The organism is Alienimonas californiensis (assembly GCF_007743815.1).
In the GTDB taxonomy this organism is placed as follows: domain Bacteria; phylum Planctomycetota; class Planctomycetia; order Planctomycetales; family Planctomycetaceae; genus Alienimonas; species Alienimonas californiensis.
Map to the genome: position 1 here is coordinate 3,722,034 of NZ_CP036265.1, position 14,629 is coordinate 3,736,662.

10 protein-coding genes are annotated in these 14,629 nt (G+C 72.1%); 5 read left to right on the forward strand and 5 right to left on the reverse strand.

Translation table 11 applies throughout. The annotated features are described in order from the left end of the window. The first annotated feature begins 42 nt into the window (after positions 1–42). From CA12_RS14655 to glmS, 3 genes are all read left to right on the forward strand, one after another. Positions 43–552, forward strand: coding sequence for a phage holin family protein (locus CA12_RS14655; protein WP_145359784.1), 510 nt, complete (start codon positions 43–45; stop codon positions 550–552). Next, on the forward strand, positions 549–2,708 hold the full coding sequence (locus CA12_RS14660; RefSeq protein ID WP_145359785.1) for a DUF3618 domain-containing protein: 2,160 nt from the start codon (positions 549–551) through the stop codon (positions 2,706–2,708). The genes CA12_RS14655 and CA12_RS14660 overlap by 4 nt, the downstream gene beginning before the upstream one ends. A 206-nt stretch (positions 2,709–2,914) precedes the next feature. After that, entirely contained in the window at positions 2,915–4,753 is a 1,839-nt protein-coding gene (gene glmS, locus CA12_RS14665; RefSeq protein ID WP_145359786.1) for a glutamine--fructose-6-phosphate transaminase (isomerizing), read from the forward strand. A gap of 37 nt (positions 4,754–4,790) precedes the next feature. Here the strand turns inward: glmS and CA12_RS14670 are convergent, their stop codons facing one another. From CA12_RS14670 to CA12_RS14690, 5 genes are all read right to left on the reverse strand, one after another. Further along, positions 4,791–5,882, reverse strand: coding sequence for a 5-(carboxyamino)imidazole ribonucleotide synthase (locus tag CA12_RS14670; protein ID WP_207622013.1), 1,092 nt, complete (start codon positions 5,880–5,882; stop codon positions 4,791–4,793). Positions 5,883–5,952: 70 nt separating this feature from the next. After that, a complete protein-coding gene (purE, locus tag CA12_RS14675) occupies positions 5,953–6,501 on the reverse strand; it encodes a 5-(carboxyamino)imidazole ribonucleotide mutase (protein WP_145359788.1) in 549 nt (182 codons plus the stop codon). A gap of 47 nt (positions 6,502–6,548) precedes the next feature. Next, positions 6,549–7,769, reverse strand: a complete 1,221-nt coding sequence (locus CA12_RS14680) for an acyltransferase family protein (protein ID WP_145359789.1) — start codon at positions 7,767–7,769, stop codon at positions 6,549–6,551. 148 nt (positions 7,770–7,917) lie between these two features. Next, the gene (locus CA12_RS14685; RefSeq protein WP_145359790.1) at positions 7,918–8,787 is read right to left on the reverse strand and encodes a hypothetical protein; all 870 of its coding nucleotides are present in this window, start codon (positions 8,785–8,787) and stop codon (positions 7,918–7,920) included. Next, a complete protein-coding gene (locus CA12_RS14690) occupies positions 8,784–9,884 on the reverse strand; it encodes an FAD-dependent oxidoreductase (RefSeq protein ID WP_145359791.1) in 1,101 nt (366 codons plus the stop codon). Before CA12_RS14690 ends, CA12_RS14685 begins: the two co-directional genes overlap by 4 nt. Before the next feature lie 399 nt (positions 9,885–10,283). On the opposite strand from CA12_RS14690, the gene panB reads away from it, so the two are divergent. Further along, positions 10,284–11,132, forward strand: a complete 849-nt coding sequence (gene panB, locus CA12_RS14695) for a 3-methyl-2-oxobutanoate hydroxymethyltransferase (RefSeq protein ID WP_145359792.1) — start codon at positions 10,284–10,286, stop codon at positions 11,130–11,132. Between the two features lie 214 nt (positions 11,133–11,346). Further along, positions 11,347–14,571, forward strand: coding sequence for a hypothetical protein (locus CA12_RS14700; protein WP_145359793.1), 3,225 nt, complete (start codon positions 11,347–11,349; stop codon positions 14,569–14,571). Positions 14,572–14,629 lie beyond the last annotated feature (58 nt).

Genomic DNA, 14,629 nt, shown 5'->3' on the forward strand with positions numbered 1-14,629 from the left:
CCTGTCCCGCCCGTTTCCGCCGGCCCCCTCCTCGCACCACCGATGTCCGTCCACGCCCCACACGTCCCTAACTCGGTCTCGCCGCCCGCCAGTCGAGACGACGGTCGATCCATCGCCGACCTGCTGAAAGACCTGCGGGACGAGAGTACGACGCTCGTCCGTCAGGAGGTGGCTCTGGCGAAGACGGAATTGTCCGAGAAGGCGGCCGTGTACGGCCGCAACGCCGGCAAGATCGCCGCCGGGGCCGCCTTGGCCTTCGCCTCCACCGTCGCCCTCGTGCTGGCCCTCGCGTTCGCCGCGTACTTCGCCATCGTCGCCCTCGGCGGCGGCGACGATGCGGAAGAGTGGGTCCGCTGGGTCGCCGGTCTGGTCGGCTTCGTGGGCGTGCCCCTGCTGGCTCTCGCGATCGGCGGGTTCCTGATCAAGTCCGCCGTCGATCGGATCTCTCACACCAGTCCCATGCCGGAGCAGACGATCGCCAGCGTGAAGGCGGACGCTCGGCAGGTCGGTCACGATCTCCAGGAATTCAAACAGAAAGTCACCCCCCGATGAACACCGCCGCTCCCCACCAGGCAAAGCCCTACGCGGACGGCGTACCGCCCGAGCGGGCCGCCGAACGCCCCGATTCCCCGGCCAACCCAGCCACGCCGCCGGCCTATCCAGATCACACCTCCAGCGGCGCAATCCGGGCGGACATCGCCCGCACCCGCACGGAGATGGACGGCACGCTCGACCAGTTGGGCGAACGGCTCCGGCCCTCCGCCCTGATTGACGACGCGGCCGGCTTCGCCAAGAGCTGGCTCGGCCTCGGCACGACCTCCGCCGCGGCCCGCACGACGGCCGAGCCGGTTTATGAGGAACGTGTGCAGCCCGACGGCACGGTCGTCCAGGTGCGTCGGGAAGGCGTTGTGGCCAGCGGCCCGGCCGATCCCTTCGGGTTCAGCGAGGTGTACAAGACCGGCAGTCGTCTGGTCGGTACGCTCGGCGACGCGATTCGCGAGAACCCGGTCGCCACCGCGATCTGCGCGACGGGCCTCGCCTACGCCTTCTTCGAGGATCCCCTCAAGAAGTCCGCCCGTCGGCAGTACCGGCGGTGGACCTACGAGGGGAACCCGGAGCCGCGGATGTACAGCGGCTCCTACGTCGACGCCCGCACCGGCCTGCCCTACAGCGAGAACTACGGCGCCGGCTATCGCAATCCGTACGCGGCCTCCGGCTCCACCAGTTCCTCTTCCTCCAGCTCGGGGGAGGGCTCCTGGAGCGACGAAGCCGGTCACTGGTACGACGCGGCGGGAAACCAGATCGCCGCCGCCGGAACCGCCGTGGCGAACGCGTTGTCCGGGGCGGTCGAGTCCGTCAGCCACGCGTTCTCCTCCGGGGCGTCCGCGACCTCGCACGCGGCCGGAGCGGCCGGTCGCTCCGTGCAGCGGTACGCGGCGAATACCTCGCGGGACGTGACGGTGCAGGCCGGCCGCGTGAGCGACGCGGCGACCGGCGCCCTGCTGCACGTCGGCAGCGAGGCGAAGGACGGGACGATTCAAGCGGCGAACACCACCGCCGACGCCGCCGGCAAGGTCTACGACAAAGCGACTGGGGCGTTCCTCTACGCCGGCTCTAGCGCCGCGGAGGCGGCCCGCTCGACGGGCCGCAGCGTCAAGGTGACCTCCGGGAAGGTGTACGACGCGACCTCCGAGGCGCTGCTTCACGCCGGCAGCGAGGCGAAGGACGGCGTCGTGAAAGCCGGCGAGACGTTCGCCGACGCCGCCGGCAACGTCTATCACGCGGCGACGGGGGCGTTCCTCTACGCCGGCAGCGCCGCCGCCCACACCGTCCGCGACGCCGGTCGCAGCGTGAAGGTGGCCTCCGGCAACGCCTACGACGCCGTCACCGGAGCCCTGCTGCATGCGGGAACCGAGGTCAAGGACGGCACCTACCACGCCGCCGAGGTCGTCGCCGACGCGGCGGGCAACGGCTATCACGCCACGACCGGGGCGTTGCTGTATTCCGGTTCCGCGATCGCCGACGCGGTTCGCTCGGCTTCCTCGTCCATCTCGCACTTCGCGGAGGACGCCTATCACTCGGCCGAATCGCTCGGCCATCAAGCCCTGGAGAAGACCGTGGACGGTTACGAAGTCACCAAAGACCGATTCGACCGCAGCGTGCAGGAGAACCCGCTCGCCGTGGGCCTCGGGTTCCTCGCGGCCGGTCTGCTGGCCGGGTTCTGCGTGCCCCGCACCAAGACGGAGAACCGTCTGATGGGCGCCTCCCGCGACCGGCTGTGGGATCAGGCGGAGCACTCCGCCGAAGCGGTCCTGCATCAGGCGAAGACTTCCGCCGCCCACGCGATGGGGATGACCCTGGACGAGATGGAACGCCAGGGCCTCACCCCGAAGGATCTGGTCGACAAGGCCGCCCACCTCGCGCAGAACGCCGGTCGGCAGATGGGCCAGGACATCTCCCACGCCGCGAAGGCGGAGGGGTTGGACGCGGCCGGCCTAAAGGCTCGCGGCGCCGCGGTGGCGAACGCCGCCGCCTCCGGGGCCCAGTTGGCCGCCTCCGAGGTGGCCGACAAGGCCGCCTCCGAGGCCCGCAACGTCGAGGGCCAAGCCGAGAGCGAAGCCGGCAAGCTGAAGGGCAAGGCCCAATCCGGCGCGGAGAACCTCGCCGACAGCGCGAAGGAGAAGGCGCGGAAGACGGTCAAATCCTGACCCGCCGCACGGCGGGATCGCCCCCCGCGGGGGCCGTCCCGCAACGCCGTTTCGTTCGCCCCGTCGCGGCTCCGCCGCGTCGGGGTTTTTTGATGGCAAGAGCGGTTCCTCACAACCGTGTAGGCGGGGGAGCGGGCGAGTGTTAGGTTTCGAGCATCCCGGTCGAACCGGGTACGCCTTTCACTGAGCCGATCAGGGACGCTCCGATGTGCGGGATTGTGGGTTACCTCGGCACGCACGACGCGGACGACGTGCTGCTGGGCGGTCTGCGGCGGTTGGAGTACCGCGGGTACGACAGCGCCGGGCTGGTCACCGTGCATAACGGCGGCTTCGACCTGCGGCGGGCGGTCGGTCGCGTCGAGCGGTTGAAGGCCCTCTGCGACGAACAGCCGGTCCGCGGCTCCCTCGGCATCGCCCACACCCGTTGGGCCACCCACGGCCGGCCCAGCGTCGAGAACGCCCACCCGCACGTGGACGCCGCCGGCAAGGTGATCCTCGTGCACAACGGCGTGATCGAGAACCACGCCGCGATCCGCGACTTCCTCAAGAAGCAGGGCGTGACCTTCCGCAGCGAGACCGACACCGAGGTCCTCGCCCAGCTCGTCGGGTTCTTCTACAGCCAGACCGGCGACCTGCTGGAGAGCGTCCGCCGCGGGCTGCTGGAAGTCCGCGGGACGTTCGGGATCGCGGTCGTCTCCCCGGACGCCCCGCACACCCTCATCGCCGCCCGCCGCGGCTCGCCGTTGCTGGTCGGGCAGGCGGACGGGGCCTACTTCATCGCCTCGGACGCCGCCGCCATCGCCGGGCAGGCGGTCCGGGTGACCTATCTGAACGACGACGAAATCGTCCGCCTCGGCCCCGACGGCATGACCGCGGGCACGATCGACGACGTGCCGGTCGAGAAGCGGTTCGAAGAGCTGGAACTGGCGATCGAGGACGTGGAGCTGGACCACACCGGGTTCGAGCACCACATGCTCAAGGAGATCTATGAGCAACCGGACGCCCTCACCAACACCCTCCGCGGTCGCCTGCGGGAGGGCTCGGACAAGATTACCCTCGGCGGGCTCTCCCAGATCGCCCGGGAACTGCCGCGGACCGAACGCCTGCTGCTGATGGGCTGCGGCACGGCCTGGCACGCCGGGCTGATCGGCGAGTACCTGTTCGAAGAACTTGCCGGCATCCCCTGCGAGGTCGAGTACGCCAGCGAGTTGCGCTACCGCAACCCGATCGTGCTGAAGAACACCCTTGCCGTGGCCGTCAGCCAGTCCGGCGAGACGGCCGATACCCTCGCGGCCCTCCGCGAGGTGCAGACCCGCGGCGCCCGGGTGTTGGGCGTGGTCAACACCGTCGGCAGCACGATCGCCCGGGAGACGGACGCCGGCGTCTACCTGCACGTCGGCCCGGAGATCGGCGTCGCCAGCACTAAGGCCTTCACCGCCCAGGTCGCCGTGCTGGCGATGATGGCGCTGGACCTCGGCCGCCGCCGGCACCTCTCCCCGGAGCGCACCATCGCGATGGCCGAGGAGTTGATGGCGATCCCGGACAAGATCCGTACCGCCCTGGAGCTGGACGACGAGGTGAAGGCCCTCGCCGAGAAACTCGTCGACCGCGACAACTGGCTGTACCTCGGCCGCGGCGTGAACTTTCCGGCGGCGCTGGAGGGGGCGTTGAAGCTCAAGGAGATCAGCTACATCCACGCCGAGGGCCTGCCCGCCGCGGAGATGAAGCACGGCCCGATCGCCCTGATCGACGAGGGCATGCCGGTGGTGGTCATCGCCCCGCAGGACCACACCTACGAAAAGGTCCTCAGCAACATCGAAGAGGTGAAGTCCCGCCGCGGCCGCGTGATCGCGGTCGTCAGCGAGGGCGACACCGAGGTCGCCCGCATCGCGGACGAATGCCTGTACGTCCCCAAGACCGAGCCGCTGCTCTCCCCGCTGGTGACGAGCGTCCCGCTCCAACTGCTGGCCTACCACTGCGCCGTGCTGCGGGGCCTCGATGTGGACAAGCCGCGCAACTTGGCGAAGAGCGTCACCGTCGAATAGTCGCTGCGTAACGCCGAGGCCCCGCGGGGCCTCGGCGTTACCGAGTTGCTCCCCGCAGCCGTTCCCGGGCCGCGAGCACGCGGCGGGCGGCGGTTTCGGGGTCGCCGGCGGTCGCGGTGAGGTGGCCCATCTTGCGGCCCGGCTTCGGGTCGTCCTTGCCGTAGAGGTGCAGGCTCACGTCGGGGAACGCGGCCAGCATGCCGGCCCAGTCCGGTTCGCCCTGCTCCCACAGATCGCCCAGCAGGTTCGCCATCGCTCCGGCGGAGCGCGGGCTCGGGTCGCCCGGCGGCAGGCCGGCCGTCACGCGGACCTGCTGATCAAACTGACTCACTCCGCAGGCCTCGATCGTCACGTGCCCGCTGTTGTGCGGGCGGGGGGCGAGTTCGTTCACCACCAGATCGCCGTCGTCGGTGAGGAACATCTCGACCGTCAACAGGCCGACGGCGCCCAGCGCCGCCGCCATCCCCGCGGCGACGCGTCTCGCCTCCGCCGTGACGACCGGATCGACCCGGGCCGGGTAGAGGGTGAGGTCGAGGATGCCGTTCGCGTGGTCGTTCTCGAACGGCCCGTGCACCCGGGTGCGGCCGTCCGGCCAGCGGGCGGCGATTGCGGACAGCTCCAACGCAAACTCCACCCGCCCCTCCAGCACGCAGGGCACGCGGCCCAGCGACTCCCACGCGGCCCGCAGGTCGTCCCCCTCGCCCAGCCGGACCTGACCCTTGCCGTCGTAGCCGTCGCGGGCCGTCTTGAGGATCGCCGGCCGGGCGATCGTGGGGGCGGCGGTCGCCTGCTGTTCGGTGCTCACCTCCCGCCAGGGGGCGGTGGCGAACCCGGCGGCGGCGGCGGCGGCTTTCTCCCGACGACGATCCTGAGCGACGGCGAGCACGTCCGGGCCGGGGCGAACGGGCAGGGCCGGCGTGAACCCGGCAAGTTTTCGCAGCGTGGCGGCCGGGACGTTTTCGAACTCGACCGTGACCGCGTCGACCGCCGCTGCGAACCGCTCCCGGGCTGTCTCATCGCCGAAGGGGGCGACGGTCGCCGCGTCGGCGGCCCGCACGGCCGGTTCATCCCGATCCTGGCCCCAGCAATGCACACGGTACCCCTGCCGCTGGGCGGCGTGCGTGAACATTCGCCCCAGTTGTCCACCGCCGAGCACCCCCAGCACGCGTCCGGGGGGCAGCGGGCGTGGCGGGGGAATCTCAGCCATGATCCAGGGGGGACGAGGCAGGGGGGAACAGGTCGTCGTCAGTCAGCACACGGGTCGCGGTGACGGTCGCCGTCTGCTTGGCATGATAGCCGGCGAGTTTCGCCGCCAACCCTTCGTCCGACAACGCCAGCACGCGTACGGCAAGCAGCGCCGCGTTCTTCGCCCCGCTGGCGCCGATGGCCAGCGTGCCCACCGGCACCCCGCCGGGCATCTGCACGATGGACAGCAGCGAGTCCAATCCGCTGAGCGCCCGACTCTGCACCGGCACCCCGAACACCGGCAGGGTCGTGCTCGCCGCCAGCATCCCCGGCAGGTGCGCCGCCCCGCCGGCCCCGGCGATGATCACCTTCAGCCCCCGGCCCCTGGCCTCCGTGGCGTACTCCACCAGCCGATCCGGCGTGCGGTGGGCGGAGACGACCTCCGCCTCGAAGAGGACGTCGAACTGTCTCAGGATCTCCGCGGCGGCCCGCATCGTGGGCAAATCGCTGCGCGACCCCATCACGACGCCGACGAGGGGGGCGGGGGGGGAAGCGTCGCTCATGCCGGCGGGAGCATACCGCCAACGTGCGGTCGTTTCCGCACCGGGCCTCAGGCCGCCAGACGCCGCGGCGCCGGCTCCTCGACCGCCGGCGACAGGGCGGGGGCAGTTCCCTCGGACGCCTGTTCCTTATAGGTGAACCGGCGGCCGAGTCGGCGGATCGGCTCTTCGTAAAGGTGGTAGGACGTCGCGGCCAGCAGGAGCGTGACGACCAGGCTGCCGAGCGTCACCGCGGCGCCGGCGGCCGTCGTCACGGCGGGGGCCTCGCCGAGGATCGTCCCGTGCATCAGGCCGGTCACCGCCATGTGATACATGTAGATCCCGTAGGAATAGAGGCCCAGCAGGGTCAGCGGCTTCCAACGCCAGACCGCCGTCACCCGCTCGCCGCGATGCAGGACGGCGAGGGCGATCAGCAGTGCGTAGTACGCGGCGAGGAACGAGGGTTCGAACCCCTCCCGCCCGGCCGGCCAGCGGGTCATCAGCGCCATCCCGACAGTCAACAGGCCGAACAGGCCCCAGAGCGTGGCCCGATTGGCGAGCATCCACCGCACCGCGGCCGGATGGCGGACGGCCCGCGCCAGCAGCACGCCGGCGAACAGCGAATCCATCCGGAAGGGCGTGGCGACGATCTCCGCGAAGCCGCTGGGGGTGAGCCGCAGGAGCGGCGCCGCGACCGCCAGTAAGCAGGCCGCCCGCACGAATCGGGCGCTGCCGAGGGCCATCAGGAGGGCCGGGACGAACAGGTAGAACTGCTCCTCGACCGCGAGGCTCCAGGTCACGCCGAGGAAGTGCGGCCCGAACGACCCGTCACGGGCCATCAACAGGTTCTGCGTGAACGTGAGGTAGCCCCAGTCCGGCAGCGGGTTGTGGAACAGGTAGCCGAACCGTTCCGGATCCAGCAGCGCGCGACCGAGGAAATACGCCGCCAACAGCACGACGTAGACCGGCAGGATGCGGGCCGCCCGCCGCATGTAGAACGCGGTGTAGAAGCCGCGTTTTTCCGCGTGATCCAGCAGGATGCCCCCGATCAGGAATCCGCTGAGCACGAAGAACAGATCGACGCCGCTCCAGAAGAGCTGGCTCGGGATCTCCAGCGTCGCCAGCAGGCCGGCGGTCGCGGGAATCTGGCAGTTCCAGAGGTGCCAGATCAGCACCATCAGCACCGCGAAGCCGCGGATCCCGTCCAACTCGGGAACGTGCCCGGCCGCCGGGCTGGTCCACAGCGTCGATCCCGCAGGCTCGGGCGACGTATCGGCGGTGCGGCTCGCCATCAACGGGACCGAGTGGGAGAGTTCCAGCGTCTCACGGCTTGTAGCAGCGGGGTTCGAGCGGCTTCAACCTCAGTCGACCCGGCCGGGGCCCGTGGGCCCGCTCATATTCCTCCACCGCGTAACGCCAAGGCCCCGCGGGGCCTTGGCGTTACGCGGCCTCTTCACGCAGTTGCCCCGTCGGCGCGCCGCTGAATCGGATGGTGCAGGTCCATTCGCCGTGGGTCAGGACGGCCGTGTTTTCGAACGCCGCCCCGGTGACGTGCTCCCGGAACGCCGTCAACGGACCCAGTTGGGCGAGATCGCGTTGAATCGCCGCCGCCACGCCCTCGGCGCCGCCGTACGCGGCCAGCATCGCCGGTTTGTCGCGGGACTCCGCGTGGTCGCACCACGCCGCGGCGGTCCGGCGGCAGGCGGCGGGCCAGTGCGCCGCACCGCGGTCGGGTAGCTCGCTGGGTTCCTTGACCCAATCGCCGGTGGCCGGATTCCGTTGAGCGCCCATCCCCGCCCGCAGGTCGGCGTGCGGGTCGGCGACCTGCCAGTCAGCGTCGATCCCGATCCCCCAGTTCTCCGCGGAGGAGTTCACCTGCAGGCCCAACCGGAAGTCCAGCGCCTCCGCGACCATCTCGGCCGCCGCGACGAACCCCCGTAGGTCCGGCCGCCCGTCGCAGGGCGTCAGGTCGTCGATGGAGAGCCACAGCCCTTCGAGGTGCGGGTTCTCGATCGCGGCGAGCTGAAACGTCAGCTCGCTGTTGGGCATGTCGAGCGTCACCATCGGCTCCGTCCCCAGCCGGCGTTCCCACGGACCGAGGATCACGTCCGGGCAGCCCATCGCCTTGAGCCTGGTGTAGTGCGCCCGGATCGCCGCATCCCCAGCCGCCACGTCAGCCGAGAGGTCCGGGAACCGCCGCCGGAGGCGTTGGAGCATCAGGTCGAGCGGAACCCGCGGCCCGTCATAGCGGTCGTCGAACACCGGGCCGAGATGGGCCTGCCACGGCAGCGGCGACACGGCGTCGCTCACTCGATCCCCTGGGCCCCGAGCCAGCGTTCGGCGTCGAGGGCGGCCATGCAGCCGGTGCCGGCGGCGGTGCAGGCTTGGCGGTAGTAGTCGTCCGCCACGTCGCCGGCGGCGAAGACGCCCTCCACGCTGGTGTGCGTGCGGAAGGGGGTCGTCCAGACGACGTACTGCTTCTCCGTCAGCTCCAACTGGCCCTCCAGGAACGCCGTGTTGGGCGTGTGGCCGATCGCCGCGAAGTAGCCGGAGACGTCCAGCGTTTCCGTGCGGTCGCTGTCCTGCGTGCTGCGGATCACGACGCCGTTCACGCCCTGCTCGTCGCTGCCGAGGACTTCGTCCACCACCGAATTCCACTTCACCGTGATCTTGTCATTGGCGAGCACCCGCTCCGCCATGATCTTGCTGGCACGGAACTCGTCCCGGCGGTGCACGATGTAGACCGGGTTACTGAACTTGGTGAGGTAGGTGGCCTCCTCCATGGCGCTGTCGCCGCCGCCGACCACCACCACGCCCTTGCCGCGGAACCGGGGCAACGCCCCGTCGCAGACGGCGCAGGCGCTCACGCCCTTGTTCTTGTAGGCGTGCTCGCTGTCCAGACCGAGGTAGTTCGCCCGGGCGCCGGTGGCGATGATGACGGCCTCCGCCTTCACGGTCTTCCCGCCGGCGGTAGTGAGGGTGAAGGGGCGCTGGCTGAAGTCGACCTTGGCGATGTCGTCGGTCACGACCCGGGTGCCGAAGTTCTTGGCCTGCCGCCGCATGAGCGTCATCAACTGCGGGCCGGTGATCGCCTCCTGATCCGGGCCGGCGTCCGGCAGCATCATCCGCTCCTTCTCCGTGAGGGCGGAGTTGAGGTACCCGGAGAGGTCGCCGGCCGGCCAGGAGGGGAAGTTCTCGACCTCCGTGGTGAGGGCGAGTTGGCCCAGCGGCAGCGTGCCGTTGGCGTAGTTCTCCGCGGAGTTCGCCCCCTCGAAGCAGAGCGGCCGCAGTTCGGCCCGGCTGGCGTAGATGCCCGCGGCCCAGCCCGCCGGCCCGCTGCCGATGATGACCAGTTTTTCGGTTTCGGAACCGAACTCGACCGGCTCGTCGGGGGTGGGGCCTGCCATGGGAGAACCGTCGTGTTGCGAAATCCGGGGGACCGGGCGCCCGAACGGGGCGCCGGGAGCGGGGCGGAGCACGATAGTTCTCCCGCGGAACCCCGACAACGGCCGCTGACCGCACGGCGGTCGCAGCGGAAGAACAAACCCCCGGCGGCACGAAGCCGCCGGGGGCCGCGTCGACCCCGCCCGATTGCGGGCCGGCTCACGGGTGGGGGACGGCCCTCAGAATCGCACGGATCGGCGGCTGGTCAGGGGGCGGATTTCCACACCATTGCTCCAAGTCGAATGTGAAAAAGGGGTTACAAATGCTGGCAAGTTCCTCTGGCCATCCCTGCCGGCGCTGCTGCGGCGGCAGGTCGGCGTCGACGGGCCGTCGACGCCGCCCGCAGCTCGTACACTTCCGGCATGACTGACTCCGATTCGACCCCCGCCGGCCCGGCGTCCGGCCCGCGGACGCCGATGACGCTGCCGCGGTTCGTCGCCGCCAAATCCGCCGGCCGCAAGCTCGCGGTGCTGACGGCCTACGACGCCCTCACCGCCCGCCTGTTTGAGGAAGCGGGCGTGGACGCCCTGTTGGTGGGCGACACCGTCGGCGTCGTCGTGCAGGGGCATGCCACCACGTTGCCGGTCACGGTGGAGCAGATCGTCTACCACACCGCCGCGGTCGTCCGCGGGCGGGACGCCGGCGGCGGGCGGGCGATGGTGATCGCCGACCTGCCGTTTCTCTCCTACCAGACGAGCGTCGCCGACGCCGTCCGCAACGCCGGGCGGATGCTCAAGGAAGGGGGGGCCGGGGCGGTGAAACTGGAGGGCGGCGGCGTCGATCACGGGGAGACCATCGCCGCGATCGCCGCCGCGGGCGTGCCGGTGATGGCCCACATCGGCCTGAAGCCGCAGAGCGTGCACGCCGTCGGCGGGCACCGGGTGCAGCGGGACGTGGACGCCCTCGTCGCCGACGCCGTCGGGGCCGAGGCCGCCGGGGCGTTCGCGATCGTGTTGGAACTGGTGAACGACGAAGTGGCCCAGGCGGTCACGCGGGCGGTCGGCATCCCCACGATCGGCATCGGCGCCGGGCCGCACTGCGACGGGCAGGTGCTCGTCGGGGCGGACATGCTCGGGCTGAACCCGGGGTTCGCACCGAAGTTCCTGAAAAAGTACGCGGATCTCGGCTCCGAGACCCGCCGGGCCGCGGCGGCCTACTGCGAAGAAGTCCGCGGCGGCGCCTACCCGGCCGCGGAACACACGCACCGCTGACGGCGGTTTTGGGACTCGGGGGAGCGAGTTGAGCCCGGAGCGCAAGCTCCGGCCGTCGGCGGAGCCGGCGGGGCGTCGAACGCACCGCCCGACGCACGGCCGGAGCTTGCGCTCCGGGCTCAACGGGTCGGCCGGAAGCGGGGTTCCCCCGCGCCCGAAGCACGTTCTACAAGCGGCGGTTCTCCCTGATCGCCCCATCTGACGAGCCACCCCCGTGCGCACGGACGCCACGCGGATTCCCTCCGCTCTCTCCCGCTTCGCCGCCACGGTCGGCGCCGCCGGTCGACGCGGCGGCCGGGTCGTGATGAACCATCCCGCCGCGGCCCCGGCGCTCTGTGCGGCGCTGGCCGGCGGGGCGCTGGCCTGCGTCTGGACTCAGTGGACGTTGCGGTTCGGCGGCGACCCGGCGGTGACCTTCGGCGGGCGGGCCGCCGTGCTGATCGGGCTGGCGACCGCCTGGGCGCTCGGTCGGCGGCGGACGCTGTCCGTGACGGCGACCGGACCGGTGTGCGCCGCGGCGGTCGCCTTGGGGCCGCTCTGTCTGGCGGCGGCGGAGGCGGTTGCGACCGCGGCGCCCGCCGGCTGGCTCGCCGGCGGTCGGGGGGCGGCCTGGCTGACCCTCGCCGCCCTCGCCGCCCTCGGCCCGGCGGCCTGCGGGGCGGGGCTGCTCGCGTTCGGACCCGGCGCCGCCGGTGTTCGACTGCTCGCCGCGGGGGCGGGCGTGGGGCTGTTCGGAACGGTTCTCGCCCCGGCGATCGGCCTGCAGAACGCGGCACTGGTCGCGGCGGGCGGGGCGGTGGCCGCCGCGGGGCTGGCGATGCTGTTCGCCGCGAAGGGTGACGAATCGGCGGCGGCGGACGAAACGCTCGCCCGTGGCCCGGCCCGGCGGGTCGATCCCCTGGCCGTCGGCGTGGCGCTGCTGTGCGGGGCGGCGGTCGCGGCAGGGCTGCGGGCGGCGGCGACTTACTTCCCCCTGACCGTCGAGACGTTGCTCGGCCGGGCGGCGCTGGCGGTCGCGGGGCTGGGTCTCGGCCTGCTGATCGCCGGCCGGTTGCGGCGGGATCGCCGGGCGGCGGCGGGCGGTCTGGTCGCGGTCGCCGGCACGGCGGCTGCGTTCGCGGCCGGCGACCTGTGGCTGGAGCTGAACCTCTGGGCGAACGCGACGCTCGACGCGCCCGGGCTGCTCACGGACCTGCGCATCCTCTGCGCCGCCGCCTTCCTGCTGCCGGCCTGCGTCGGGGCCGGATTCGCGGCCCGGGCGACCGCGGCGCCGGCGGGCGTCGGGATTCTCGCCAGCGGCGCCGGGCTGCTGATCGGCGGGGGGGCGTTGGCGGCGCTGCCGGACGGCGGCGTGCTGGTCGGGACGCTCTGCCTGCTGACCGCGACCACGTTGGTCGCGGTCGTGCGGTGCGGCTCCTGGGGCGTGCGGCCGCGGCTGGCGGTGGGGCTGGCGGCGCTGACGGCGGCCGTCTGCGTGAGCGGTCGTCACGAACCGCCGACCGCCGCGGTGAAAACCCTCTTCGGCGCGCTGCCGACGATCGCCCGGCAGGGCGGCGTGACCGGCCCGGCACTTGTGCACCTGGACGACGCCCGCGAACTGGCCCGCATCGAGACGACCCGCGACACCGCCACGCTGTTCCGCGAGCAGGGCACGCTGCTGACCGTTCGTCACGCAGGCCTGCCGGAGGCCGCCGCGGCGCTCCAGCCGACGCTCGCCCCCCGGGACAGCGCCGCGGTGATGCGGGCGGTCTTGCCGCTGCTCTGGTCCTCGTCGACGGATCGCGTGCTGTTGCTCGGCACGTCCGGGCCGACGGTCGCCGAAGCCGTCACCCGGTTCCCTGTGCGGGCGATCGTCGCCTGCGACGCCCGCCCGGCGGCCGTCGCCGCGATGCGGGACGAACTGGTTCGCGCCCGGGCCGTCGATCCGTTCGCCGACGAACGCGTCGCCCTGCTGCCGCTCGACCCGGTTCTCGCCGTCCGCGGCGCTGAACTGCGGACCGCGGACCGCTTCAACGTGATCATCGCCGACCCGCCGCACCCCGGCGCCGTGGACGCCGCGGCGGAGGAGTCCGCCGCGTACGCCCGGCGGGTCGCCGATCTGTTGACGCCCGAGGGCGTCGCCTGCCGTCGCGTCCGCACGACGGACTGCGGTCCGGGCGCCCTCGTCGCCGCCGCGGCCACCTGGCGGACGGCGTTCGCGGAGGTTCGCTGCGTGGAGGTCGGCCGCGGGGAGTTCGCACTGCTGGGCACGAACGCCCCCAACGGGCTGGTCGACACCCGCCTGGGCATCCGGGCCGACCGGCCGCACGTTCGCCAACTGATGGCCGAGTGCGGCTGGGACTGGAGCGTGCCGCTGAACCTCACCGCCGTCGGCCCGAACCGCATCGCCGACCTGGCCGGCGACGCCGCGGCCGTCACGGCGGCGGACGGCCGCACCGCGTTCGCCCTGCCGCGGGCGATGCAGGCGTGGACGAACAAGCCGGCGGAGGTCGCCGCGGCGCTGGCGCCGGTCTCCGGCCGGCTGCTGGATTCCGCCGTGCCGACGCTGGAGCGGCCGCGGGTCGATCACCGCTTGCAGGAGGTGATCGCCCGCCGCCAGATGCACCTCGAATACCCGGACCGGCCGTGGGTCTACCGGAAGGAGTTGAAGAAGCAGCTGACGAAGAACGTCCGGAGCGTGATTCGGCAGACCTCCGCCGGGCCGAAGACGGTCCGGCACCCGGAGGACGAACGCCGCATCGCCTTCGTGGAGGCCCTCGCCGCGGCGACCGATCTGTCCGACGCGAACCTCGCCAAGCTGGAATCCTTCGCCGCCCCCTACGACCCGATGGTCACCCCGGCCCTGCCGGGCGAACTGTCCCGGCTGTACGCCCTCCGTGGCGACCGGCCGGCGGCGCTGCTGCGGAGCCTGTTGACCGGCGTGCACCGGGCCCCGGTCGGCGACCGCGGCGTGCGGACCGTCTGCGACGCCTTGGAAGCGCTGGCGGAGCACCCGGAGATCATCCCCGACGCCGGCGAACGCTACGACACGGCCAACGGTCTGCTCCAGGTGCTCAAGCAGCGCTGGGAGCTGCGGGGCCAGGATCAGGCGCAGCACGGCTGGCCGACGAAAACCGGCGTCGCCCTGCACGACGTCTCCGAAACGCTCGACGCGATCGAACACGGCTTCGCCCTGCTGGAGGAGGCCGCCGCCGACGCCGGGGTGTCGGACGCCGACCGCGAAACTCGTCAGGCGTGGCTGAGCCGCTCGCTGGTTCGGCCGCTGCGGGGCTACCGGGCGGGACTGCAACAGGCCCAGGACCGCCGCCTCGCCACCGCCGAAGCCCTCGCCGCCGAAGCCGCCGCCTACGGGGACTCGGGGGACGACGACGAGGACGGTGCCGAGGCCGAGGACGAACCGGCCGAGACCGCTGCGGCCGACGCCAGCGTCGTCCGTTGACGCGACGCCGGGCGGAATCCGGGGGCGGGGGGCGGTAGGATGGGGTTCGCCCCCGTCC